The organism is Nonomuraea mangrovi (assembly GCF_042681425.1).
GTDB classification, from domain to species: Bacteria; Actinomycetota; Actinomycetes; order Streptosporangiales; family Streptosporangiaceae; genus Nonomuraea; species Nonomuraea mangrovi.
On the sequence record NZ_JBHUFV010000098.1, the window covers coordinates 87,365 to 111,126 of the forward strand.

Sequence of the window (23,762 nt, forward strand, 5' to 3'; positions counted from 1 at the left end):
GTTCAGCGCAGCAGCACGGCGATCCGGCGTCGGACGCGGCGCAGCGGCTCCCTGTCGCGATGCGCCCTGGCCAGCAACAGGGCTCCCTCGACCAGGGCCAGGATCGTGACCGCGAGGTCGTCGGCGTCAGGGCGGTCGCCGAGCAGTTCGCGCAGCGCCGCCTCCCAGCCGGTGTAGACCTCCGAGCACACCTCCTGCAGAGGGTCGCTGGTGGCGGCCATCTCCAGTGCCACCGTGGCCACCGGACACCCCTTGCGCCAGCCCGACTCCTCCAGCCGCTCGCCCAGCCAGTCCAGGACCCCCGCGACGAACTCCTCGGCGGATGAGCCGGCGCCGGCCAGCTCTGCCATGGCGGCGCCGATCTCCTGCCCCGCCCGGCGTACCGACTCGCCGACCAGTTGCTCCTTGCCGCCAGGGAAGTGGAAGTAAAGAGAGCCCCTGGGGGCCCCGCTGGCCGCGATCACCTGGTTGAGCCCGGCGCCGAAGTACCCGCCGCCCTCGATCAGCTCCTGGGTCGCGTCCAGCAGCCGTGTCCGCGTCTCGGCGCCCTTCTGTCCCATAAGCACAAAATAGACCGGTCTTCATATTCTGCGCAACCCGCCCACCTCGCCGGGTCCCGGGACGGTCGTCGCCGGGCCTGTCTGGTTGATCCGCACTGGGGGCCAAAAGGGGTGAAAAGGAATTACTGCCGCTATCGATATGGCGGTACGTCCAAGGTCTTTCACACATGTGATCTTTTTGCTTGGCGATAGTGTGATCGACAGACTCCCAGGGGTATCCCGGTGCGTGCCGTCGCTGTCGCAGCGCGGTCGAAACGAGGGTTGTGAGAACCCCCAAGTCACTGGGAAGTCAGATGCCCTTTAGTGGTATGAGGCGGGCCGAAGGCCCGCGTTTTGGCGGTCGGGCATTGGCGTGGGCCGCCACGGCGACGATCGTTCTCACCATGTCGATCCAGGTGGGAAATGCGCATGGCGACACAGTGCGATTCGATCGGGCAGGCGTGACGTCCGGCCCCGGAGAATACGCCGGGCGATCGGCCCTGTCGCTCAGGGAGCCGTGCACGGCCGGGCGGTGCGCCCCCTGCGACTGTGGCCGCGGCAGGTGCACATGCCCGCCAGGGCCGAAGGGCCCGCGAGGTCCTGCCGGGCCGAGAGGTCCGAAGGGAGCCACGGGTTCGACCGGTCCGACAGGCCCCAGTGGCGGACCGGTGGGCGCCACCGGGCCCACGGGACCGAGAGGGGCGACAGGCGCGACCGGGCCCGCGGGACCGAGAGGCGCGACGGGCGTCTCCGGTCCCACCGGTCCCACCGGACCACAAGGGGCGACGGGTGCCTCCGGCGAGAGCGGCCCCACAGGTCCGACAGGTCCGACGGGCGCGACGGGGGCATCCGGCGCGTCGGGGGCCTCGGGTGCGACCGGCCCCACAGGTCCCACGGGCCCCAGAGGCGCGACAGGGATGTCGGGCCCGGCGGGGCCGAGCGTGAGCATCGACAGCGCCCAGCGGAGTGACAAGTACTTCACCCTGCTCGTGCCCGCCACCGGAGGACTGTTCGTCCGCGACTCGAGCAAGTCGCCCACGTGGCAGAACCTCACGCCGATCGTTCCCGCCGGCGAGACGGTGATCGCCGCGACCATCGTCGACCAGGGCGAGCCGCCCAGCAACGATGTCCACATCTCCATCCTCACCTCGGACGGACAGGTGTTCCAGTCGGCCTGTGTCGTCACGGGAATGTACACGTGGCCGGGTAACTGCGGGCCCTTCGTGAACAACACGCCGCCGAACAACTGACGGTGAATCAGGATACGACCGCGTCATGACGGGCGCCGCGCCGGAATTCCGGGCGCGGCGCCCGCGCATTCATTACCACGTGGATGCGCGACGCATAGGCGTCGGTGGCGTTCTTCGCTCCTGACGGACAAACGCTCCCCGATATGGTGTGGCCCTATCAGCGTTATTCGTGTCGTTTCAGGGGCGATCGTGGGACCAATATCCGCCACCGTTCGGCCGGCCCATGTCATTCCGCGCACGAAAAGGCCGGCCACGCGTCACCGGTCCTGGGTGTGGGCGATCGTGGCAGGCTGGGCGGCCCAGGCCGTTCTCCGCGTCGTACTCGGTTTCCAGCACGCCAGGCCGCTGCTCATCCCCGACGAGTCCGGCTACCTCCTGGCCGCGCGGCTCCTGTCGGGCGGGGCTGCGAGTGACCTGTCCTGGCGGACGTTCTACCAGGGCGGCTACGCGCTGCTCCTCGCTCCCGCGTACTGGATCAGCGACGACCCGGAGACGGTCTACCGCCTCGTGGTGGTCGTCAACGCGGCGATCGGCGCCGGGCTCGTGCCCCTGGCCTACCTCGCGTTCCGCCGCCTGCGCGTGCCGAGGGGCAGGGCGTACGTCCTCGCCCACGCGACCGCGCTCATCCCCTCAGCGGTCTATTACTCGCAGTTCGCGCTCACCGACGCCGTCCTGCCGGTGGTCGTCCTTGGCTGGCTGCTCCTGCTGCACACCTGGCTCACCGGCGGCGGCCGATGGTACGGCGTGGCCGCGGGAGCCACCGTCGCCTTCGCCTCCAGCACGCACGCCCGCGGCCTCGTCCTCCTCGCCGTGCACGGGTGCCTGCTCGCCTTCGTCGCCGTACGGCACCGCCGTACGACAGGGCGAGGCGTCTGGCTGCCGGGCGCCGTCACGGCAGGCGCGGCGGGCGCCGGGTGGGCGATGAACGCCTGGGTGCGGGAACAGATCTACCCCGGCGGTGTCGCGCCGCTCGGCGAGTGGTTCACCACCCGGCTGAGCAGCCTGGACGGCCTGACGTGGACGCTGGCCGTGTCGACGGGCCAGATCTGGCACGCGGTCGTCGCCACCTTCGGACTGGCGGGTCTCGGACTGGTCGCGCTGGTGGCGATCACGCTGCGCAGGGTCACCCCGACGCCCGACCGACTCGTGGCGGGTGCGGCGCTGGCGGCCGTCGCCGGAATCGCCCTGGCCACGTCGGCCGCGCTGCCGAGCGAGGGCACCGTCGCCAACCTCGCCTACGGCAGATATCTCGCCTGCCTGACCCCGGTGCTCCTCATGGCGGGCCTGGTGGTGCTGACCCGCGTCCGCCGCGCGCGGGCGACCAGGGCCGTCCTCGCGACCGTGGGACTGACCCTGCTCGCGACTGCGATCGTACGGTTGCACGCCGGGGAGCGCCTGACCCGTGACTTCTTCGGCATGTTCGACTTTCCGGAGATCTGCTTCATCACCTGGAACTGGGACTCCCTGAGCCTGGTATCGGCCACGTTGGCGGCCGTGTCCGCGCTGGCCGCCGCGACGCTGGTGACGACCGTCATGAGCCGCAGGGGCGGGTTCGCCGTTCTCGTCTCGGCCTGCGTCGTCGCGGAGCTGGTGATCGCCGGGGTGACCGTGTCCAAGGTCACGGCGCCGTGGGGACGTATCCTGACGTTCGCCACCGATCTGGCGCCCGCCGGGCTGCGCGCCGACGACCGGGTGGGCGTCCATTACGCGGGTCTGCACTGGCGGATCTGGGTCTCGCAGGCGTACCAGGTGCGGACCAAGCTCGTCCCGATCGACCCGGACCATCCCGCATGGCTTCCGCCGGACGTGAGCCTCGTCGTGCTTCCCTGGCCGAAGGGCATGGACATCCGGCGCACCTGGCCCGCGGCGCCCTCCGGATGGTGGCCGATCACCGGCAACCGCAACCACACCGGCGACTGGGTGGCCTGGCGCCGCCCGGGCACGCGGGACACGTGAACGAGCGGCACCGGCCACGCGGGCAGATGACTATCCCGGGATGCGGGCGCGCAGGGCCCGGATGAACCAGTCGAGCACCGGCGCCAGGCTCTCAGGGGCGGACCACCCGTTGATCACTGCGAGCAGGTGCAGGTACCGCTCCCTGCGAGGGTCGTCGGCGCTCTCCAGCCGGGTCAGCAGCCTTCGCCGCAGGTCGAGGTCGTCAGGGCAGTCGTAGACGCGCGCGTACTGCGCCGTGACCGCTGTGACGACCGGGTCGGCCTGGGGCGAGACGGGGTCGATACCGGCGGCCAGGGCAGGGCCGGCCTGCTCGCGGACCATCGCGGCGGAGTCGCGGCGCAGGACCGCGGTGTCGCCCTGGGCGAGCTCGGCCGCGAGCTGCTCGGCCATGCGCCGGACGCCGGCGCGAAAATCCGGGTCCTGGGACAGTTCGGCCAGTTCCACCCACGCCTCGACCTGCTCGGCCCTCGGGTTGTCGGGCAGTTCGGGAGTCAGCGAGCGCCTGATCCCCGCGAAGGGGGCTTGCGCGTCCAGGCCGCCGAAGGCGGAGTCGAGGAAATCGCCGATCAGACGTCGGCGCTCGTCCTCGGATAGCTTGGCCAGCTTGTGCATGAGATCCATCTCCTCAGGGGTGGACCCGCGCTTGGCCACCGCGGTCAGCACCGCGCGCCGCAGGCGCAGCGTGCGGATCTGCACCGCCAGGGCATCGGCGTGCGCTGCGGCGACCTCGGTGAGCGGGACCTCCCGGTCCACGACCTTCCTGATCGTGGGAAGGTCCAGCCCGAGGTCGCGCAGCGTCCGTACGAGGTCCAGGCGTGCGACGGCGTCGATGCCGTACAGGCGGTAGCCGGCGGGGCTGCGGTCGGTCGGCGGCACGATCCCGGTGTCGGAGTAGAACCGAATGGCCTTGACCGTCAGCCCGGTACGCCGGGCCAGGTCGCCGATCGAATAGAGCGTGTCGCCGTCCATGCCCTCACCCTCGCGTCTCCTCCTACAGGAGACTCAAGCCCGTTCGCCCGCAGGCAGCTAACCACAGCTGACGCGCGGCCCGAACCGTCGGCGAGCGTGCTCTCGCGCACGGCTGCCACGCCTTCCCCGGTTCGGGGAAGCGGCGGACCTCGTTGACCGAGATGAACGTGGAAGACCGGTGTCGTCCACGTTCACCCGGCGCGCACAGGGTGCGCTGTCGGCTCGTTCTCGCCGGCCCGCTGCTACCTTTCCCCGCGGACGCCCTGGGCGAGTTCGGCGGTGAGGGCACGGATGGCCGCCAGTCCGGCAGCCTGGTCGGGGGCCTCGAGGAGTGCCGTGACGAAGGCGGAGCCGGCGATCACCCCGTCGGCGAAACCGGCGATCTCGGCAGCGTGCTCGGAGGCGGACACACCGATGCCGACGCAGACCGGGAGGTCGGTCGTGGCTCTGGTGCGCCGTACGAGGTCGTCGGCGGCGGTGCCGACGGTGTCGCGGGCGCCGGTGACGCCCATGCGGGAGGCGGCGTACACGAATCCGGATCCGGCTGCGGTGATCTGCTTCAGTCGTTCGTCCTTGGTGCTGGGCGCGACGACGAAGATGGTGGCCAGGCCCTGCTCGTCGGCGTGTTCGCGCCATGCCGCGGATTCCTGGACGGGGAGGTCGAGCAGGATGCAGCCGGCGCCGCCGGCGTCGGCGAGTTCGGTGGTGAAGCGTTCGATGCCGTAGCGGGCGATCGGATTCCAGTACGACATGACCAGGACGGGCTTGCCCGTGGCGGCGTGCGCCTGCTGGACGGTGCGGATGACGTCGGCGATTTTCAGGCCGCCGCGCAGAGCGATGTCGTCGGCGGTCTGGATGACCGGGCCGTCCAGGACCGGGTCGCTGTGCGGCAGTCCGACCTCGACGATGTCGGCGCCGGACTCAAGGACCGTCTTGACCGCCGCGATGCCGCCGTCGACAGTCGGGAAACCGGCCGGGAGGTAGGCGATGAGCGCGGCTCGGCCCTCGGCCCTGGTCCGGGCGAAGGTGTCGGTCAACAGCTGGATGTTGCCACTCACTTCGACTCCCCGTCGGTCTCGTACAGCCCGAAGTGGCGGGCGGCGGTGTCCATGTCCTTGTCGCCGCGGCCGGACAGGTTGACCAGGATCAGTCCGTCCTCGCCGAGCTCCCTGCCGACGTCGAGGGCTCCGGCGAGGGCGTGGGCGCTCTCGATCGCCGGGATGATCCCCTCGGTGCGCGACAGGAGCAGGAACGCCTGCATCGCCTGGTCATCGGTGACCGGGACGTATTCGGCACGGCCGAGGTCGTTGAGGTAGGCGTGCTCGGGGCCGATGCCCGGGTAGTCCAGCCCGGCGGAGATCGAGTGCGGCTCGGTGATCTGGCCCTCCTCGTCCTGCAGCACGTAGGAGCGGGAGCCGTGCAGGATGCCGGGCTCGCCCGCCGACAGCGTCGCCGCGTGCTTCCCGGTCTCGACGCCATGCCCGGCGGCCTCGCAGCCGACCAGGCGCACACTGCTGTCGGAGAGGAATCCGTGGAACAGGCCGAGGGCGTTGGACCCGCCGCCGACGCACGCGATCGCCGCGTCAGGCAGGCGGCCGGTGCGGTCCAGGATCTGGCGGCGGGCCTCGACGCCGATGACGCGCTGGAAGTCGCGGACCATGGCCGGGAACGGGTGCGGGCCGGCCGCGGTGCCGAACAGGTAGTGGGTGGACCCGACGTTGGCGACCCAGTCCCGGAACGCCTCGTTGATGGCGTCCTTGAGTGTGCGAGACCCCGACGTGACCGGGACGACGGTCGCGCCGAGCATGCGCATCCGGGCGACGTTCAGCGCCTGGCGCCGCATGTCGATCTCGCCCATGTAGATGACGCATTCGAGGCCGAACAGCGCGCAGGCGGTGGCCGTCGCGACACCGTGCGACCCGGCACCGGTCTCCGCGATCACCCGCGGCTTACCCATCCGCCTGGCGAGCAGGGCCTGCCCGAGCACGTTGTTGACCTTGTGAGAGCCCGTGTGGTTCAGATCCTCCCGCTTGAGGAACACCCGGGCGCCGCCGGCGTGCTCGGCGAACCGCGGCACCTCGGTCAGAGCACTCGGCCGCCCGGTGTAGTCGACGAGCAGAGCCCCGAACTCGGCGACGAATTCCGGATCCGTCTTCGCCTTCTCATACTCGACGGCGACCTCATCCACCGCGGCGACGAGCGCCTCCGGGATGAACGTGCCGCCGAACGCGCCGAAATAGCCCTCAGCGTCAGGGGCGCGGCCCTCAGGGGCCGGGATGAACGATTCGCTGGACATGCGACAGCTCCTACGCCGGGGCGGACGCCCCGGATATCTGGCTAACGGTGATCACGGATCGCGTCTCCGCGCAGATGGGCGAGCGCCGCCCAGCCCCTTCCGCCAGACCTGCGGCCGGCCGGCACCAGCGAGCCAGGGCGACTCCCGACGCGCTCGACGAACGGCACGAGACCGGGTGCAGCACCCGGAGGCCGAGCAGGAGATGACCCAGGAAACGGCAGGTGAGAGAACAAGCCGGTCAGGGGAAGAGGCGGGGCGGAGGAGAAGTGATCTCCCTCAGCGGCCCTGCGCCATGCGCGGCGCGCGAAGCCATCGCATCCCGTTGACCTGACCAGGATCGGAGCCGATCACAAACCGGACCCGTCGGCCACGCACCCGCCGCGCAGGCGCCCGGCAGCCACGAGGGCGGCAACCAGGGCCGAGACGGGCGGCAACAGACATGCCCGCAGCATACCCCTTCTGCCCCAGGACAACACCGGCCCCTCCTGCCTCAGGCTCTCGCCGCAGCAGAGTCCGGAATCACGCGGGAGACCGCTCCTGGCCGAGATCCTGACCTGGATCACCGCACGCGGCGATGGGTGCCGGTTCTCACCACGCGGTGCGGCCGCCTGCCCGTGGGGAGAGAACCCGCGCCTACGGCGTCTCGACGGTGCCGGTGGGCGCGGTGTCGCGTGTCCGGCGTTGGGCGTCGACCGGCTCGCCCTGATCACCCCGAGCATCAAGGCCGTCGGCATCGCGATCACCTCAGAGGACCACCGCGAGATCGCACGGCTCCGCAGGTCCGAGCCGTGGTTCACGGCAGGGCTCGCGGCCTTCGAGGCGATCGTCGCCGGCGCGGACACCCAGGACGACTGGCAGGCCGTCGCCCCCTTCTTCTACGGCCGGTGGGATGCGACCGCCAGGGCCCACCAGGCGGCTGAAGGTGGCCAGCGGAACGAGGTCGCGGCCGCGGCGTTCGCCGCCGAGGGCGCGTTCGATCCCGACGCCATCCGTGCGGCGCTCGCCATGTTCGCCGCGCCGGTGCTGCTGCTGTCCGGTGCACTCGACTGGGCCCTCGGCCCGCGTCCCGCGGCCGCGTACGCCGGGCTCTTCCCCGACGCCGAGCTCGTCGTCCAGGCGGGCGGCGGGCACTACCCCTGGCTCGACGACGCCGACCGGTTCGCGGCGACCGTCGCGGCGTTCCTGCGCTGACGACCTCGGCCGTTCTGCCCTCCCGTGAAGGAGGGCGCCGGCTTGCCCGCCGGCCCGCCGCGAAGAGCCCTTTGACCTGGGGCAGAAGGCAGGAAAGGTCCCGCGGTCACGGAACGCCGAGGTCGTGGCGGAGTGCCACGACCGCCGCTCCCCGAGCCCACTCGGTGAACGCGAACGGTTGCACGCGCACCTCGACCGGTTCGCTCGTCCAGTGGGTGTGCTCGCCCAGCGCCGCCTCGAACGCCGGCGCGCACACCTCGTGCATGTGCACCGTCTCGCCGGACAGCACCACCACCTCGGGCCCGATCAGGTTGGCGATCGTCGCCACGATCCGCCCGAGCGCCAGCCCGGCCTCGTCGAAGATCCGCCGCGCCACCAGGTCGCCCGACCGGGCCAGGCCGAGAGCCTGGTCGAAGGTCAGCAGCGGACGGTCGAGCGCCGCCCTCGCCGACCGCCTGATGGACGGGGCGGCGACGTACGCGCGGGCGCACCCGCGGTGCCCTCGCTCGCAGATGGGTCCGCTGCCGTCGATGCTCAGGTGGCCGATCTGCCCGCTGACCCCCGCCGTCCCCGCCACCAGCCGGTCGTCGACGACGATCCCGCAGCCGAGCCCTTCGCCCACGGTGACCAGCGCGAACGTCCGGTGGCCCGCGGCCGCGCCGAACCAGTGGACGGCGGCCGTCAGCGCCCGCACGTCGTTCTCCAGTACGGCCGGCAGCCCCGTCGCCTCGCTGACGAGGGAGGCCAGCGGGACGCCGTGCCAGCCCAGGAAGGGGGAGCGGTGGACGACCGCGTCCGTCCGCGACGCCGTACCGGCCAGGCTGACGCCCACGGCGGCGGGCGGATCGCCGGCGGACACGGCGGCGACGGCGGCGGCGATCCGGTCGACCACGTACGCCACGTCGTGCCCGTCGAGCGGCAGGCGCACCTCGGCGGTGACCGCGGCGCCGAGGTCGGTGCGCACCGCGAACAGCTCGGTGCCGGTGAGCTTGATCCCGGCGTAGGCGCGGCGCCCGTGATCGACCCGCAGCGGCACGGAAGGCCGGCCGGGCACGCCCGAGGGGCCCGGCTCCTCCACCAGGTACCCCGATTGAAGCAGCGGCCTGGTGAGCTTGGTCAGCACCGAGGGGGACAGCTCGAGCCGTCTGGCCACCTCCGCCCTGGACAGCGGCCCGTGCAGGAGCAGTTCGACGAAGACCGCCCGCGCCGCGGGAGAGAGATTCATGGAGTGAACAAACTTCCCCTCTGGCGATGAAGGATACGATCTGCTGTCATTGGGTTTGTGTCTAGTGTGAATATACTCTCGGTGGGCGACAGGGCCTGGGCGGCCGTCACGAAGACCTCGGCTTTCGTCTTCGGCGTCGAGGCTGCGGGCGAGGACACCCGCGTCGTGCAGTGGTACTGGGGGCCGAGGCTGCCGGAGGCGGCGCTGGCCGAGGTCGTCGGGCAGGTGCCGCGGCGGACCGGCTCCGGCTTCCACGACCCCCGCGACGTGGACGAGCTGCTGCCCGTCGAGGGCGGCCGGCGTTGGGGGGTTCCGTCGCTGCAGGCCGCCTACGCCGGTGGGGTCCGCTCGGTGGAGCTGTCGTTCGTCGAGGCCGTACTGTCGGACACGGAGATCGAACTGGTGCTGCGCGACCCGCTGGGGCTGCGGGTCGGCGTGCACGTGAAGGTGGTGTCCGAGGTCGTCGAGCGGTGGGTCAGCGTCGCCAACGAGGGCCCGCACGCCGTACGGCTCGGCAGGCTCGACTCGGGCAGCTGGGCGATCCCCGAGCAGGCGGGCTACCGCTACACCGGCGTGGCCGGCGCCTGGGCACAGGAGACGCAGCTGCACAGGGCCGAGCTGGCCGTCGGCGAGACCACGTTCACCAGCAGGACGGGCACGACCTCGCACCGCGCCAACCCGTGGATCATGATCGACGCCGGCGACGCGACCGAGGAGCGGGGCGAGGTGTGGACGGTGGCGCTGGCGTGGAGCGGCTCGTGGCGGCTGACCGCGCAGCGCCGTCCCGAGGGCGACGTCGCCGTCACCGCCGGATTCGGCCACGACGGCCCCTCGTGGCCCCTGGACCCAGGAGAGACGCTGGTCACGCCGTCGGCGCTGGGCCTGTACAGCGACGGCGGGTTCGGCGCTGCCAGCAGGGCGTGGCACGACTACGCGCGCCACCACGTCCTGCCGACGCCGTTCGAGGAGCGGCCGGTCCTCTACAACTCCTGGGAGGCCACCTGGTTCGACGTGAACGAGGAGGGGCAGATCGACCTCGCCCGCAGGGCCGCGGAGCTGGGTGTGGAGCTGTTCGTGGTCGACGACGGCTGGTTCGGCTCCCGCACCGACGACAGGCGCGGCCTCGGCGACTGGTGGCCCAACCCCGACCGCTTCCCGCAGGGCCTGTCCAAGCTCTTCGACACCGTTCGCGAGCTCGGCATGCGGGCCGGCCTGTGGGTCGAGCCCGAGATGGTCAACCCCGACAGTGACCTCTACCGTGAGCATCCGGACTGGGTGCTGCACTATCCAGGCCGCCGCCGCGACACCCTTCGTAACCAGCTCGTGCTCAACTACGGCAGGGCCGATGTGCGCGAGTGGGCGATCGGCTGGCTGTCGGGGCTGGTGTCGGACTACGGGCTCGACTACTTCAAGTGGGACATGAACCGCAGCTTCACCCAGGCAGGCTGGGCCGAGGCGGGGGAGCGGGCCGACCTGCTGTGGATCGAGCACACCCGCGGCGTCTACGCGGTCATGGACACCCTGCGCGAGCGCCACCCCCGGCTGCGCATCGAGTCGTGCTCGGGCGGCGGCGGCCGGATCGACTTCGGCATCCTGCGCCGCACGGACGAGGTGTGGACCTCCGACAACACCGACGCCCGCGACCGCCAGGCCATCCAGGACGGCTACTCCTACCTCTACCCGGCGAGCGCGATGTCGGCGTGGGTCACCGACAGCCCCAACCCGCACACCAGGCGCGAGGTGCCGCTGGCCTACCGTTTCCACGTGGCCATGGCGGGAGCGCTCGGCGTCGGCGGCGATCTCACCAGGTGGTCGCCCGCCGAGCTCGAGCAGGCGCGCGAGTTGATCGCCGCCTACAAGGCGGTACGGCCCGCCATCCAGCACGGCCGCCAGCACCGCCTGGCGGGGACGCCGGGCGTGACGGCCTCGGCCGTGCAGTACGTCCATGAGGACACCGTGGTCGTGCTCGCCTACAACCCGTTCGCGCTGTCCAAGCACCCTCCTCGCAGGGTACGGCTCGCGGGGCTCGACCCCGAGGCCGTCTACGAGGACGCCGCGGGCGAGCGCCGGCACGGGCAGACGCTCATGTCGCACGGCCTGGCCCTGCCCACCTGGTCTACGGAGGGAAGTGACTACCGCAGCGAAATGGTGGTGCTGCGCCGTCTCGGGATATAGATGATCCCATGGACATCATGAGCCTGATGGAGAAGACCAAGGACGGCGCCAGCGTCCAACGCGTCTTCGGCGAACCGGTGACGCGAGGCGACGTGACCGTCATTCCGGTGGCGAGGATCGCCCAGGGCGGCGGAGGCGGCGGGGGCAAGCAGGAGGGCGAGCGCCCGAGCCAGGGCTCGGGCGGCGGTTACGGCCTGGGCGCCACGCCCGCAGGCGTGTACGTCATCAAGAACGGCGAGGTCACCTGGCGGCCCGCGGTCGACGTGAACCGCATCGTGATCGGCGGCCAGATCGTGGCCGTCGTGCTGCTGCTCACGATCAGGTCCATCGTCAGGCACCGGCGGAAGGCGCGGCGTTGACCTCCCTCACGCAGGTCGTGGCCTTCGGCGGCGTCGTCATGCTGGGCGCGATGTCGCCGGGCCCGGACTTCGCGGTCGTGGTGCGCAGGTCGGCGGTCTCGGGCCGCGGGTACGGCATGGCGTCCGCGGCGGGCATCGCGGTGGGCATCTTCGCCTGGGTGGTGGCCGCCGCCACCGGTGTCGCGGCGCTGCTGGCGGCGTCGGCGATGGCGTTCACGGTGGTGAAGGTCGTCGGCGCCGCCTACCTGTTCTACCTCGGGGCGAAGGCGCTGCGCTCGGCGGTCAAGGGCGGCTCGCTCCGGCTCGATGTGCCCGACCCCGGCAGGCGGAGCGCGTGGGCGGCCTTCAGCGAAGGGCTGCTGACCAACGCGCTCAACCCCAAGGCCGCGCTGTTCTTCGTGGCGCTGGTGCCCCAGTTCGTCTCCGCAGGAGCCGCGCTCTCCGAAACGATGCTGCTGTCGGCGATCGCGTTGGTGGGTACCGCCGTGTGGTTCGTGGCGGTGGCCAACCTGGTGGGCGCGCTGCGCAGGCTCTTCGCCAGGTCGGCGGTGCGCAGGACGATCGACGGGCTCACCGGCGCGGCGCTGATCGTCCTCGGTGTGCGGCTGGCCGCCTCGAGCAGGCCGTAGGCTCCCGTGCTCACGCGCGTCGCGGGATGGCTCCTGCCGGGGGACACCAACAAGCACAGGCACCTGCCGGCGCTGCTCATCCCGCTGACGTTGGTCACCGGCCTCGTCGACGCCGTCAGCTTTCTGGGGTTGAACAGGGTCTTCGTCGCCAACATGACGGGCAACGTGGTCTTCGTCGGCTTCGCGCTGGCGGGAGATCGGGAACTGTCGCTGTGGTCGTCGCTGCTGGCCATCTCCACGTTCATGGTCGGCGCGTGGACGGCGGCGCGGCTGATCGCGCGCTCGGACGTGGAAAGGGCCTTCACCCCCGTCACGGCCGTCCACGCGACGCTCGTCGCGACGGCGCTGGTGATCGCGTCGATCTTCGGCCATCGGAACATCGGCGCGCAGATCGCGCTCATCTCGCTGCTCGCCTGCGGCATGGGGATGCAGAACGCGGTGGTCCGCAAGCTGGCCGTCCCCGACATGACGACCACGGTCCTCACGATCGCCATAACGGGGCTGGCCGGCGACCCCCCTGGAGCCGCCGGCAGACGCCGGCTCGTGTCAGTGTTCGGGATGTGCGCGGGCGCGCTGTGCGGCGGCCTGCTCCACTTTCACCTGGGCCCGCCCGCCGCGCTGGCGCTCGCGCTGGTGCTGCTGCTGGCCGTCGTGGTGTTCGCCCGGGGATGAGCTCGGGGGATCATCGCGTCGCATTCGGCGATCGCGCCGACCAGGAGCTCGCGAAGGATCGCGTCGGGATCGGCCACACAGGCCTGCGCGATGCCCACGACGGACAGCTGCACCGCGTTCGGCGCCGCGTACCTGCGGAATCCCTTGTCGGTGATCTTCGCGGCCCGGCTGAAGCGCCTGGCCGAGTCGGCGGCGTGCGGCGCCTGGGCGAACGCCCATCTGCTGCGCGCCTCCAGCTCCGCCGGACGGCCGTCCAGCCTGGCGAGCATCTCCTCGGCGGCCAGAACGGAGACGGCCAGCGCGAGCTGCCGCTCGGCGGCGGCGATCGGCAGCGCGGTGGTCGCGGCGCGCAGGGCCAGCCTGGCGTCGATCCGAAGGTCGTCACCGACTAGCCCGATGATGGAGGGGACGAGCGGGACGAGCCTGCTCCTGCCCTCGTCGGTGGTGTGGTCGTTGACCAGGCGGGCCAGGCCCGCGAGCAGCGGGTGTGTGCACGCGGGATGGTCGCTCCACCGTTCGCCCGCCAGATAGGAGGCCAGCTCCATGAAGCAGGCGCCCTTGCGCGGGTTGCGGTGCCTGCCTCGCGACAGGATCGGCATGTGATCGTACAGAGTGTCCACGGCTGCTCCACGCGTTCTGCGCTGATCTGCCCTTTCAGTCTGCGTTCACGTCTACCCGAAAGCCAGTGGTTAAGGCCCGGCCCTCACAGATCGGACGTCTGCCGGGGTGTGCTCGGCCGGCGTCACCAGGTGAGGTGAAGGGTCTCGGGCGAGCGGTGGATGAGGCTCGGTTCCATGGTGACGCGGCCGGAGACGAGCCGGAGGCCGGGCCGGCGGGCGGTGAGCCGCTCCAGCGTGAGGCGGACCTGCTCGCGGGCCAGTTGCGAGCCGGGGCAGCCGTGCGCGCCGTGGCCGAACGACAGGTGCCTGACCGGGTCCCGGGTGATGTCGAAGGCGTCGGCGCGCTCGAAGACGGCCTCGTCGCGGCCCGCCGAGCCGTACGAGACGAACACCTGATCGCCTTCCCGCAGCTCGTGGCCGGCCAGCGTGTAGGGCGCGGTGACCGTACGGCGGAAGCCCTGGACGGGGGCGTCGAACCTGGCGCCCTCCTCGATCGCGGCGGGGATGAGGGAGGGCCGCTCGCACAACAGCTCCCACTGCTCGCGGTGGCGCAGCAGGTTGAGCAGCAGCGTGCCGAGCAGGGCGCTGGTGGTGAGGTGTCCTGCCAGCAGCAGGTTCTGCAGGTTGGAGACCAGCTCGTGGGGATCGTTCGGGGTCAGTCCTCTGACCATCTCGCCGATGAGGTCCTCGCCGGGCTCGCGGAGGGCGTACCCGTGGAGCAGGTGCTGGAGGCCGACGGCCGCGCGGGCCGCGTCGGCCTGCTCGGCGGGGGAGAGCGGCCGGAACAGCAGCTCCTCGGCGCGCCTGCCCGCCTCGACGGCGGGGTGCACGTCGGCGGGGTCGAGGCCGAGCAGGTGGCCGAAGACCTCGGCGGGCAGCGGCCTGGCGTAGGCCGCCATCCAGTCCACCGGACCTTCGCCGGGCAGGGCGTCCATCAGCGCGTCGACCCTCTCGGCGATGTACGGCACGGCCGCGCCGACCCTGCCGGGCGACAGCCCGCGCGTGATCGGCCTGCGGTAGCGCTGGTGGGCCTCGCCGTCGGTGGTGAGCACCGTCCGCGTCTGCTGGAAGCCCTTGGCCAGCTCGGCGATCGCCTCCTGCCCAGGCACCTGGTCGGGGCGCAGCGCGCCCGCGGAGGAGAAGACGTCCGGCCTGCCGAGCACCTCGCGCACGTCGGCGTGCCGGGCGACGAGCCAGGCGTCGAGATCGCGGACGAAGGCCAGGCCAGGCGTCCGCCTGGCGATGGTGTAGACGAGGTACGGGTCACGGTAGAACGCGTAGGGGTCCACGCGTGCCATCGTCCAAGCCCGGTGGAGGGCGGACAAGATCTGAAATTTTCTTTTAGTTCATTGCGAAGTATTGAAACTTGTCACCATTGCGCGATTGAGTTCGGTCGTGCAGACCCTCCGCTACATGGCATCCGCCGCGCTCGCCTTAACCTTCGTCGCCGCCCCGGCGCACGCGGATCCACCCGCTCCCGCAGAGGACGCGCCCCCCGCGTCGTCCTACAGCTCCGACTCCACCCTCCTGCTCAACGCTCCGGCGGGACGGTCGCTGGAGACGGCCAAGAAGACCCGGCCCGTGGCGCCGGGCATCACGCTCACCTCCTTCGACCGCTTCGACGCGGCGGGCTGGCTGCGCGCCGACGCGCTCTCGGCCGACCTGTCGGGCGGTGTCACGGCCGGCTATCTCAACTCCGGTGAGGTGTCGAAGACCGAGGCGCTGTCCGGGCCCGCCAAGCGGGCGCGCGCCGTGGCCGCCGTCAACGGCGACTACTTCGACATCAACCGCTCGGGCGCCGCCCTCGGCATCGGTGTGAAGGACGGCGACCTCATCCAGTCGCCCGTCCAGGGCTGGAACAACGCGGTCGCGCTCAACGAAGGCGTCGGCCGCGTCCTCCAGATGCACTTCGAGGGCACCGCCACCCCCGAGGGCGGCACGCCGATCACCCTCACCCAGTTCAACCAGAACGTCCAGTCAGGCGGAGTCGGCCTGTTCACCCCGCTGTGGGGCTCCTACCGGCGCTCGGACGCCGCGAAGGTCACCGAAGTGGTGCTCGTGAACGGGGCCGTCACCGAGGTCAGAACCTCCGCGGGCCAGGGCCCCATCCCGGCAGGGACCACGATCCTCGTCGGCAGGGAGGCGGGCGCCGACGCCCTGGCCTCGCTCAAGGCCGGCGACCGTGTCGAGGTGAAGTACCAGCCCAAGCCTTCGGACGGCGGCGCCGTGCGGACCGCGGTCGGCGGCAGGAACGTCCTGGTCAAGGACGGCAAGGCGCAGCCCTTCACCGACACCGACAGCCACCCGCGCACCTCCGTCGGCTTCTCCGCCGACGGCAGGAAGATGTACCTGCTCACCGTCGACGGACGCCAGGCCGACAGCCGCGGCCTCACGCTCGGCGAGATGGCCGCGCTCATGGTCGAACTCGGCGCCCACAACGCGCTCGAGCTCGACGGCGGCGGCTCCTCCACCCTGCTCGCCCGGGAGCCCGGCAGCGCCGACGTCCAGGTCGAGAACAGCCCCTCCGACGGCGGGGAGCGCCACGTCCCCAACGGCCTGGCCCTCTACGCCCCGCAGGGCAGCGGCAAGCTGAAGGGCTTCTGGCTCGAGACAGCCGGCGACCCCGCCAAGGCGCCGGGTGTGGGACCGGTCGCCGGTGGCCGCCCCGACCGCGTCTTCCCCGGGCTCACCAGGCGGCTGACCGCCGCCGGGTACGACGAGACGTACGGCCCTGCCGAGGGCGTGCCGTCGTGGAACACCTCGACCTCGGTGCACGGTCGCGTCAACAAGGAAGGCGTCTTCCACGCCTGGGTCCCCGGTCAGACCACGGTCAGGGCCTCGCGCGGCGCGGCCAAGGGCAGCATCGACCTGACCGTGCTGCAGCCGCTCGTCCGCATCGGCGCGACCACTGACAGGGTCGGCCTGGCGGCGGCCGACGCCACGGGCTCCTTCGGCGTCGTCGGCTACGACCGCAACGGCAACTCCGCGCCCATCGAGCCTGACGACCTGAAGCTCGACTACGACACGTCGCTGCTGGAGGTACGGCCCAGCCAGCACGGCCTCTTCACCGTCAAGGCGCTCAAGGCGACCGGGTCCGGCCTGATCACCGCGCGCGTCGGCGCATCGACGACCGCCGTGCCCGTGACCGTCGGGTTCGAGGACGTCGCGGTCGCCGACTTCGAGAACGCCGCCTCGTGGACGTTCGCCGCGGCCAGGGCCACCGGCTCGCTCGGCGCCGGCCAGGGGCAGAGCGGCGGCGGGCTCAAGCTCACCTACGACTTCACCCAGTCGACCGCCACCCGCGCCGCCTACGCCTCGCCGCCGCAACAGCTCGTGATCCCCGGCCAGCCGCAGGCGTTCGGGCTGTGGATCAACTCCACCGGCAAGGGGGAGTGGCCCAGCCTGGAGTTCTACGACGCCCAGGGGCAGTCGCAGATCCTGCGCGGGCCTTACCTCACCTGGAGCGGCTGGAAGTACGTCGAGTTCGCGGTGCCGCCGGGCGTCAGCTACCCGCTCAGGCTGCGCCGCTTCTACGTGGCCGAGACCAGGGCCGACGCCAAGTACACCAACGAGATCGCCATCGACGGCCTGGTGGCCAGGGTGCCTCCGTCCGTGCAGGCGCCGCCGGCCGCCAAGGTGAGCGACCCGGTGGTGAAGGCGTCCGTGGACGGCATGCCGTGGCGGTTCGCGGTGATGTCCGACGCCCAGTTCGTCGCCAGGCAGCCCGACAGCGACATCGTCAAGAACGCGCGCAGGACGCTGCGCGAGCTGAAGGCCGCCAAGCCCGACTTCCTGCTGATCAACGGTGACCTGGTGGACGAGGCCTCGCCCGAGGACTTCGCGCTGGCCAAGCGGATCCTGGACGAGGAACTCGGCGGCGCCCTGCCCTACCACTACGTGCCGGGCAACCACGAGGTCATGGGCGGCAAGATCGACAACTTCAAGGCGGTGTTCGGCGACACCTACCAGGTCTTCGACCACAAGGGGACCAGGTTCATCACGCTCGACACCTCCAGGCTGAACCTGCGTGGCGGCGGCTTCGACCAGATCGCGCTCCTGCGCGACCAGCTCACCGCCGCGGCCGGCGACGACTCCGTGGGCTCGGTCGTCGTGCTCTTCCACGTGCCGCCGCGCGACCCGACGCCAGGCAAGGGCAGCCAGCTCGGAGACAGGAAGGAGGCCGCGCTCGTCGAAGGGTGGCTGGCCGACTTCCAGCGGACGACGGGCAAGGGCGCCGCCTACGTGGGGGCGCACGTCGGCACCTTCAACGCCTCCCACGTGGACGCGGTGCCGTACTTCATCAACGGCAACTCGGGCAAGAACCCGGCCACGGCCGCGGACGACGGCGGGTTCACCGGCTGGTCGCTATGGGGCGTCGACCCGGTGACGCCGCAGGAGGCCGAGCATGTCAGGCGCAACTGGTTCGTCGACGCGCCCGCCTGGATCGGCACTCAGGTGCGTCCGCACGTGGACACGTTGACGCTGACGGCTCCCGCGGCGGTGTCCGTGGGCTCGCCCGCGATGGTGAAGGCGTCGCTGACCCAGGGTGACAGGACGGTTCCCGTGGCCTACCCGGTGTCGGCCGAGTGGTCCGGATCGCCGAATCTGCACGTCGGGCCGCTGTCGAAGGCCAAGCCGTGGCACGTGGCCGCCCTCGACCCCGCGACGGGGACGCTGACCGCGTTGCGGCGCGGGCAGGTGCTGGTCGCGGTGACGGTGAACGGGGTCAAGAAGGAGGCCACGGTCGCCACCGCGACCAGGGCCGCCGCCTGACCTGCACCTCGGGGCGCCCGTCTCCCTACCGGGAGGCGGGCGCCTCCGTGTCATCGTGGGGAGCGGGGGTGAGCTGGTCCGCCCAGGGCGGGTCGGCTCCCGCCACGGCGCAGGTCAGCGCCGCGACCTCGGCCCCGAAGGCGGCGGCGTCGGCGGCCGAGGCGAGGTCCAGCCCGTCCAGCCGCCCGCCCAGCAGCCCCCTGGACTCGAGCCGGTGCAGCAACCCCGCCGTGAAGGAGTCTCCCGCGCCGACCGTGTCCACCACCTTCACCGGCACCGCAGGAACCGTCGCCATGGCCCCGTCCAGCGAGACCAGCGCCCCGGCGGCCCCCGATGTCACCACGACCAGCCGGGCCCCCGCCGCGTGCAGGTGCTCGCACGCCAGGGCCGTCGGGACGTCCGGCATCAGGAACGCCAGGTCGTCGGCGCTGAGCTTGAGGATGTCGGTCAGCGCGCACCACTGCGGCAACCGCGACAGGTAGTCCTCGCGCGAGGCCAGGCTCGGCCGCACGTTGGGATCGATGGAGACCGTCGCCGCGGCCCGCCCTGCGAACGCGGCCACGGTGCTCGCTCCAGGCTCCCTGACCAGCGCCAGCGACCCCGTGTGCAGGCAGGACGCGCCGCCGAGCCGGTCATCCGACAGCTCGGCCGCGCTCCACCCCCAGTCGGCGGTGCCTTCGGCGTGGAAGGAGTAGCGCGCCTGGCCCTCGGCGTCCAGCGTGGCGACGGCCAGCGTGCTCGGCTCGCGGGCCGTCACGCAGGCCGACAGGTCGACCCCGGAGGCGGCCATGCGCTCGCGGAACAGCGCGCCGAAGACGTCGTCGGACAGCCGGCCGAGGAATCTGCAGGGGGTTCCGAGGCGGGCCAGCGCGACCGCGGTGTTGCTGGGCCCGCCACCGGGCAGCACCCGCAGTGCCAGCTCGCCCGGGAGTCTGTCGGCGAAGGCGTCGGCGACGCACTCGCCAAGGACGGCGATCATCTGCCTCCCTTTTTCCGCTGTTGCGGTTTCGTTACAGGCCGAGGGCATTGACGTTTCCCGAAACGGAGTTCATCATCGCAGCACAGCGGATGTCAACGTTGACATATGTCAACGATGACACCGAGTCTGTCCAGCTCATGTGAGGAACACCCGCCATGAAACGACTCATCGCAGGCCTCATGGCCGCAGCTCTCATGGCCGCCGGATGCGGCGGCGGCCCCTCGTCCGGCTCAGGTTCGGACACCGTCAAGGTCGGGCTCATCACCAAGACCGAGACCAACCCGTTCTTCGTGAAGATGAAGGAGGGAGCGTCGGCCGCCGCCAAGGCGCAGGGCGCCGAGCTCATGAGCGCCGCGGGCAAGTTCGACGGCGACAACGCCAGCCAGATCACCGCCATCGAGAACATGGTCGCCGCGGGGGTGAAGGGCATCCTGATCACACCCAGTGACACCAAGGCCATCGTGCCCGCCATCAAGAAGGCCAGGGACGCGGGTGTGCTGGTGATCGCCCTGGACACCCCGACCGAACCGCAGGAGGCCACCGACGCCCTGTTCGCCACCGACAACTTCAAGGCCGGCGAGCTGATCGGCCAGTACGCCAAGGCGGCGATGGCCGGCAAGCCCGCCAAGATCGCCACGCTGGACCTGGCGCCCGGCATCACGGTCGGCAAGCTGCGCCACGACGGCTTCCTCAAGGGCTTCGGCGTCGCCGAGGGCGACCCGTCGATCGTGTGCTCGCAGGACACGCAGGGCGACCAGAGCAAGGGCCAGACGGCCATGGAGAACTGCCTGCAGAAGGCACCCGACATCAACCTCGTCTACACCATCAACGAGCCCGCCGCCCTCGGCGCGCACACCGCGCTGAAGGCCAAGGGCATCGACAAGGACGTGCTCGTGGTCTCCGTCGACGGCGGCTGCACCGGGACCAGGGCCGTGCAGAGCGGCCAGATCGCCGCGACCTCCCAGCAGTACCCGCTGAAGATGGCCGAGAGCGGCGTCAAGGCCGTCACCGACTTCGCCAAGACCGGCAAGAAGGCCACCGGCTACACCGACACCGGGGTCACGCTCATCACCGACAAGCCCGTCGCGGGCGTGGACGCCAAGGACACCGCCTTCGGCCTGGCCAACTGCTGGGGCTGACATGGCGGTCATCGAAGCGACCCTGCCGCGCAGGATCCTCACCACGCCGACGGCCGGCCCGCTGGCGGCGTTGGTGCTCGCCTGCGCGTTCTTCTCGCTGAACAGCGAGCAGTTCCTCACCGGCGGCAACTTCTCGCTCATCATCCAGCAGGTCATGGTCGTCGGCACTCTCGCCATCGGCCAGACGCTGATCATCCTCACGGGCGGCATCGACCTGTCGAACGGCGCGATCATGGCCTTCGGCGGCATCGTGATGGCCAAGCTGGCCCTGTCCATGCCGCCGCTCCTGGCGATCGCCGCAGGGCTGGCGGTCTGCGCGGGGTTCGGCCTGGTCAACGGGCTGCTGGTGACGCGGATCTCGCTGCCGCCGTTCATCGTCACTCTCGGGATGCTGAACGTGGTCTTCGCGCTCACCCACATCTACTCCCAGGACCAGACGATCACCGGACTGCCGGATGAGCTGACGTTCCTCGGCCAGACCTTCCAGATCGGCGACACCCGCGTCACCTACGGCTCCGTGCTCACGATCGCGCTCTTCCTGCTGTTCGCCTACCTGCTCGGCCAGACCGCGTGGGGCAGGCACGTCTACGCCCTCGGCAACAGCCCCGAGGTCGCGAGGCTCACCGGCATCCGCACCTCGCGGCTGCTCGTCGGCGTCTACGCCCTGGCCGGCCTGGTGTACGGCATCGCCGCCCTCCTGCTGGTCTCCCGCACCGGCGTGGGCGACCCTCAGGCGGGGCAGACCGACAACCTCGACAGCATCACCGCCGTCGTGCTCGGCGGCACGAGCCTGTTCGGCGGGCGCGGCCTGGTCATGGGCACCCTCATCGGCGCGCTCATCGTGGGCGTGTTCCGCAACGGGCTGCAGCTCATGGGAGTCCCGTCGATCTACCAGACGCTCATCACCGGCATCCTGGTGATCCTCGCGGTCAGCGTCGACCAGCTCTCCCGCAGGAGGACCCGATGACCACACCCGTTCTCCAGGCGCGCGGCCTGGTCAAGCGCTACGGACACGTCACCGCCCTGGACGGCGCCGACTTCGACCTGCTGCCCGGCGAGGTGCTCGCGGTCATCGGCGACAACGGGGCGGGCAAGACCACCCTGATCAAGGCGCTGACCGGCGCCATCCAGCCCGACTCGGGCGAGATCCTGCTCGACGGGAAGCGCGTGCGCTTCGGCGACCCGCTGGAGGCGCGCAGGGCCGGGATCGAGACCGTCTACCAGGACCTGGCGATCGCCGCCTCGCTCGACATCGCCACCAACATGTTCCTCGGCAGGGAGCTGCGCAAGCCCGGACTGCTCGGCAAGGTGTTCAGGATGCTGGACAAGCCGCGCATGCGGGCGCAGTCGGCCGAGCACATGGCCGCGCTCAAGATCGGGCTGCGCTCGCTCGCCGTACCCGTGGAGGCGCTGTCGGGCGGTCAGCGGCAGGGTGTGGCCGTCGCCAGGGCGGTGGCGTGGGCCTCCCACGTCGTCGTGATGGACGAGCCCACGGCGGCGCTCGGGGTGAAGGAGTCGGGGCAGGTGCTCGACCTGATCCGCAGGGTCCGCGACAGCGGCCTGCCCGTGGTGCTCATCAGCCACAACATGCCGCACGTCTTCGAGATCGCCGACCGGATCCACGTCCAGCGGCTGGGCCGCAGGGTCGCGCAGCTCAAGCCGGGCGACCACAACATGGCCGAGGTGGTGGCGATCATGACGGGCGCCATGGACGTGACCGACGGCAAGGCGGTCATCGCCGACCAGGACGCCGCGGAGGCGATCGGCCTGTCCTGATCCCGCTACCCTGTTCACGACACGGGGAGGTTCGATGGCGAGCGCGCGGCGCCCGACGATGACCGACGTCGCCCGTGAGGTCGGTGTCACCGCGAAGACCGTCTCCAGGGTCCTCAACGAGGAGGGCCCCGTCGCCCCCGAGACCAGGGCGCGGGTCATGGAGGTCGTGCACAGGCTCGGCTACCGGCCCAACCTGATGGCCCGCAACATGCGGGTCGGCGCCAGGGACGCGGCGATCGGCCTGGTCATCCCGGACATGGGCAACCCGTTCTTCGGCACCGTCGCCGGCGGCATCGAGAGCGCGGTGCGCGAGCGCGGCCTGACGGTGATCGTGGGCTCCTCCAGCGAGACGAAGGAGCTCGAACGCTCTCTGGTGGCCACGTTCCTCGCGCGCAGGGTGAGCGCGCTGCTCGTGGTGCCGTCGGCGAGCGGCGATCATCGCTACCTGCGCGCCGAACGCGATGCGGGGCTGCCCATCGTCTTCCTCGACCGGCCCGCGATCGGGCTGGCGGCCGACTGCGTGGTCAGCTCCAACCGGGCGGGGGCGCGCGAGGGCACCGCGCACCTCATCGCGCACGGCCATCGCAGGATCGGCTTCATCGGCGACCTGCCCGCGACGCTCTACACCAGGCGCGAGCGCTTCCAGGGCTACAGGGACGCGCTGGCGCAGGCAGGCCTGCCGTTCGACAAGACGCTGGTGGAGACCGGCCACTCCGCCGAGGCGGCCGCCGCGGCGGCCGGGCGGCTGCTGGCGCTGCCCGACCCGCCGACCGCGCTGTTCGCGGCCAACAACTTCGCCGCGACGGGCGTGGTGGTCGGCCTGGCCAAGGCGGGGCGCAAGGACGTGGCCCTGGTCGGGTACGACGACCTGCCGCTGGCTGAGGTCCTCGACCCGCCCCTGACCGTGGTGGCCCAGGACCCGGCGGGGATCGGGGCCGCGGCGGCGTCGCTGGTGCTGTCCCGCCTGGACGGCGACCGCTCGCGCGTGGCCAAGACGCTGGTGGCGACCCGGCTGATCCCCCGGGGCTCGGGCGAGCTGCGTCCGCGCTGAGACTCCCCTCCCGTACGGCACGCCCGACGGGCGCCTGCCGCGGGCCGGCGGCGTCGGCCGGTCCCTGGTGGTGACCGGCCGCAGGCCCGCGACTCCGGAGGTGGATCGCCAGGCGACCATCCGTCCGTGGGGAGGGAAACCGTCTAGACATGTGTGATTAATT

Annotated in this window: 21 protein-coding genes; 12 read left to right on the forward strand and 9 right to left on the reverse strand. The window is 71.4% G+C overall.

Going from position 1 to position 23,762, the window contains the following annotated elements; genetic code table 11:
• Positions 1 to 2: 2 nt before the first annotated feature.
• Entirely contained in the window at positions 3 to 560 is a 558-nt protein-coding gene (locus ACFSKW_RS51455) for a TetR/AcrR family transcriptional regulator (RefSeq protein WP_379582617.1), read from the reverse strand.
• Between the two features lie 920 nt (positions 561 to 1,480).
• On the opposite strand from ACFSKW_RS51455, the gene ACFSKW_RS51460 reads away from it, so the two are divergent.
• Entirely contained in the window at positions 1,481 to 1,789 is a 309-nt protein-coding gene (locus tag ACFSKW_RS51460; RefSeq protein WP_379582619.1) for a hypothetical protein, read from the forward strand.
• Positions 1,790 to 2,071: 282 nt separating this feature from the next.
• Positions 2,072 to 3,745: a hypothetical protein gene (locus ACFSKW_RS51465; RefSeq protein ID WP_379582621.1), complete on the forward strand. Its 1,674-nt coding sequence runs from the start codon at positions 2,072 to 2,074 to the stop codon at positions 3,743 to 3,745.
• Positions 3,746 to 3,775: 30 nt separating this feature from the next.
• Here ACFSKW_RS51465 and ACFSKW_RS51470 read toward each other — a convergent pair whose 3' ends face one another.
• The 4 genes from ACFSKW_RS51470 to trpM all read right to left on the reverse strand — a co-directional run bounded on the left by ACFSKW_RS51470 (position 3,776) and on the right by trpM (position 7,451).
• Positions 3,776 to 4,714 (reverse strand): MerR family transcriptional regulator, encoded by a 939-nt coding sequence (locus tag ACFSKW_RS51470; RefSeq protein WP_379582623.1) that lies wholly within the window; start codon positions 4,712 to 4,714, stop codon positions 3,776 to 3,778.
• Between the two features lie 242 nt (positions 4,715 to 4,956).
• Entirely contained in the window at positions 4,957 to 5,772 is an 816-nt protein-coding gene (gene trpA, locus ACFSKW_RS51475; protein WP_379582625.1) for a tryptophan synthase subunit alpha, read from the reverse strand.
• On the reverse strand, positions 5,769 to 7,010 hold the full coding sequence (gene trpB, locus ACFSKW_RS51480) for a tryptophan synthase subunit beta (protein ID WP_379582627.1): 1,242 nt from the start codon (positions 7,008 to 7,010) through the stop codon (positions 5,769 to 5,771). The genes trpA and trpB overlap by 4 nt, the downstream gene beginning before the upstream one ends.
• A gap of 276 nt (positions 7,011 to 7,286) precedes the next feature.
• Entirely contained in the window at positions 7,287 to 7,451 is a 165-nt protein-coding gene (trpM, locus tag ACFSKW_RS51485; protein ID WP_379582629.1) for a tryptophan biosynthesis modulator TrpM, read from the reverse strand.
• A gap of 240 nt (positions 7,452 to 7,691) precedes the next feature.
• Here trpM and ACFSKW_RS51490 point away from each other — a divergent pair, with 240 nt between their 5' ends.
• The gene (locus tag ACFSKW_RS51490) at positions 7,692 to 8,201 is read left to right on the forward strand and encodes an alpha/beta fold hydrolase (RefSeq protein WP_379582631.1); all 510 of its coding nucleotides are present in this window, start codon (positions 7,692 to 7,694) and stop codon (positions 8,199 to 8,201) included.
• Between the two features lie 106 nt (positions 8,202 to 8,307).
• Here ACFSKW_RS51490 and ACFSKW_RS51495 read toward each other — a convergent pair whose 3' ends face one another.
• Entirely contained in the window at positions 8,308 to 9,426 is a 1,119-nt protein-coding gene (locus tag ACFSKW_RS51495; protein WP_379582633.1) for an ROK family transcriptional regulator, read from the reverse strand.
• Positions 9,427 to 9,507: 81 nt separating this feature from the next.
• Here ACFSKW_RS51495 and ACFSKW_RS51500 point away from each other — a divergent pair, with 81 nt between their 5' ends.
• From ACFSKW_RS51500 to ACFSKW_RS51515, 4 genes are read left to right on the forward strand one after another with little or no spacing between them, the layout of a single operon-like run.
• Positions 9,508 to 11,601: an alpha-galactosidase gene (locus ACFSKW_RS51500; protein ID WP_379582635.1), complete on the forward strand. Its 2,094-nt coding sequence runs from the start codon at positions 9,508 to 9,510 to the stop codon at positions 11,599 to 11,601.
• Between the two features lie 8 nt (positions 11,602 to 11,609).
• Positions 11,610 to 11,960 (forward strand): spore germination protein GerW family protein, encoded by a 351-nt coding sequence (locus tag ACFSKW_RS51505; RefSeq protein WP_379582637.1) that lies wholly within the window; start codon positions 11,610 to 11,612, stop codon positions 11,958 to 11,960.
• The gene (locus tag ACFSKW_RS51510) at positions 11,957 to 12,589 is read left to right on the forward strand and encodes a LysE family translocator (RefSeq protein WP_379582639.1); all 633 of its coding nucleotides are present in this window, start codon (positions 11,957 to 11,959) and stop codon (positions 12,587 to 12,589) included. The genes ACFSKW_RS51505 and ACFSKW_RS51510 overlap by 4 nt, the downstream gene beginning before the upstream one ends.
• A gap of 6 nt (positions 12,590 to 12,595) precedes the next feature.
• Positions 12,596 to 13,261, forward strand: coding sequence for a YoaK family protein (locus ACFSKW_RS51515; RefSeq protein WP_379582641.1), 666 nt, complete (start codon positions 12,596 to 12,598; stop codon positions 13,259 to 13,261).
• Here ACFSKW_RS51515 and ACFSKW_RS51520 read toward each other — a convergent pair.
• Together ACFSKW_RS51520 and ACFSKW_RS51525 are read right to left on the reverse strand one after the other, a co-directional pair.
• Positions 13,186 to 13,881, reverse strand: coding sequence for a hypothetical protein (locus ACFSKW_RS51520; protein WP_379582643.1), 696 nt, complete (start codon positions 13,879 to 13,881; stop codon positions 13,186 to 13,188). The genes ACFSKW_RS51515 and ACFSKW_RS51520 overlap by 76 nt on opposite strands.
• A 122-nt stretch (positions 13,882 to 14,003) precedes the next feature.
• Entirely contained in the window at positions 14,004 to 15,170 is a 1,167-nt protein-coding gene (locus tag ACFSKW_RS51525) for a cytochrome P450 (RefSeq protein WP_379582645.1), read from the reverse strand.
• Between the two features lie 94 nt (positions 15,171 to 15,264).
• Here ACFSKW_RS51525 and ACFSKW_RS51530 point away from each other — a divergent pair, with 94 nt between their 5' ends.
• Entirely contained in the window at positions 15,265 to 18,654 is a 3,390-nt protein-coding gene (locus ACFSKW_RS51530) for a phosphodiester glycosidase family protein (RefSeq protein WP_379582647.1), read from the forward strand.
• Positions 18,655 to 18,679: 25 nt separating this feature from the next.
• Here the strand turns inward: ACFSKW_RS51530 and ACFSKW_RS51535 are convergent, their stop codons facing one another.
• Positions 18,680 to 19,633 (reverse strand): carbohydrate kinase family protein, encoded by a 954-nt coding sequence (locus ACFSKW_RS51535; protein ID WP_379582649.1) that lies wholly within the window; start codon positions 19,631 to 19,633, stop codon positions 18,680 to 18,682.
• Between the two features lie 155 nt (positions 19,634 to 19,788).
• On the opposite strand from ACFSKW_RS51535, the gene ACFSKW_RS51540 reads away from it, so the two are divergent.
• From ACFSKW_RS51540 to ACFSKW_RS51555, 4 genes are read left to right on the forward strand one after another with little or no spacing between them, the layout of a single operon-like run.
• Positions 19,789 to 20,772: a sugar ABC transporter substrate-binding protein gene (locus ACFSKW_RS51540; protein ID WP_379582651.1), complete on the forward strand. Its 984-nt coding sequence runs from the start codon at positions 19,789 to 19,791 to the stop codon at positions 20,770 to 20,772.
• Position 20,773: 1 nt separating this feature from the next.
• The gene (locus ACFSKW_RS51545) at positions 20,774 to 21,739 is read left to right on the forward strand and encodes an ABC transporter permease (protein ID WP_379582653.1); all 966 of its coding nucleotides are present in this window, start codon (positions 20,774 to 20,776) and stop codon (positions 21,737 to 21,739) included.
• Positions 21,736 to 22,548 (forward strand): ATP-binding cassette domain-containing protein, encoded by an 813-nt coding sequence (locus tag ACFSKW_RS51550; protein ID WP_379582655.1) that lies wholly within the window; start codon positions 21,736 to 21,738, stop codon positions 22,546 to 22,548. Before ACFSKW_RS51545 ends, ACFSKW_RS51550 begins: the two co-directional genes overlap by 4 nt.
• A 34-nt stretch (positions 22,549 to 22,582) precedes the next feature.
• Positions 22,583 to 23,599: a LacI family DNA-binding transcriptional regulator gene (locus tag ACFSKW_RS51555; protein ID WP_379582657.1), complete on the forward strand. Its 1,017-nt coding sequence runs from the start codon at positions 22,583 to 22,585 to the stop codon at positions 23,597 to 23,599.
• Positions 23,600 to 23,762: the final 163 nt, after the last annotated feature.

Excerpts from the sequence above, each read along its gene's own strand:
- ACFSKW_RS51455 (WP_379582617.1), bottom strand. The coding sequence starts at position 560 with ATGGGACAGAAGGGCGCCGAGACGCGGACACGGCTGCTGGACGCGACC.
- ACFSKW_RS51470 (WP_379582623.1), bottom strand. The coding sequence starts at position 4,714 with ATGGACGGCGACACGCTCTATTCGATCGGCGACCTGGCCCGGCGTACC.
- trpB (WP_379582627.1), bottom strand. The coding sequence starts at position 7,010 with ATGTCCAGCGAATCGTTCATCCCGGCCCCTGAGGGCCGCGCCCCTGAC.
- trpM (WP_379582629.1), bottom strand. The coding sequence starts at position 7,451 with ATGTCTGTTGCCGCCCGTCTCGGCCCTGGTTGCCGCCCTCGTGGCTGC.
- ACFSKW_RS51495 (WP_379582633.1), bottom strand. The coding sequence starts at position 9,426 with ATGAATCTCTCTCCCGCGGCGCGGGCGGTCTTCGTCGAACTGCTCCTG.
- ACFSKW_RS51505 (WP_379582637.1), top strand. The coding sequence starts at position 11,610 with ATGGACATCATGAGCCTGATGGAGAAGACCAAGGACGGCGCCAGCGTC.
- ACFSKW_RS51535 (WP_379582649.1), bottom strand. The coding sequence starts at position 19,633 with ATGATCGCCGTCCTTGGCGAGTGCGTCGCCGACGCCTTCGCCGACAGA.
- ACFSKW_RS51540 (WP_379582651.1), top strand. The coding sequence starts at position 19,789 with ATGAAACGACTCATCGCAGGCCTCATGGCCGCAGCTCTCATGGCCGCC.
- ACFSKW_RS51545 (WP_379582653.1), top strand. The coding sequence starts at position 20,774 with ATGGCGGTCATCGAAGCGACCCTGCCGCGCAGGATCCTCACCACGCCG.
- ACFSKW_RS51550 (WP_379582655.1), top strand. The coding sequence starts at position 21,736 with ATGACCACACCCGTTCTCCAGGCGCGCGGCCTGGTCAAGCGCTACGGA.
- ACFSKW_RS51555 (WP_379582657.1), top strand. The coding sequence starts at position 22,583 with ATGGCGAGCGCGCGGCGCCCGACGATGACCGACGTCGCCCGTGAGGTC.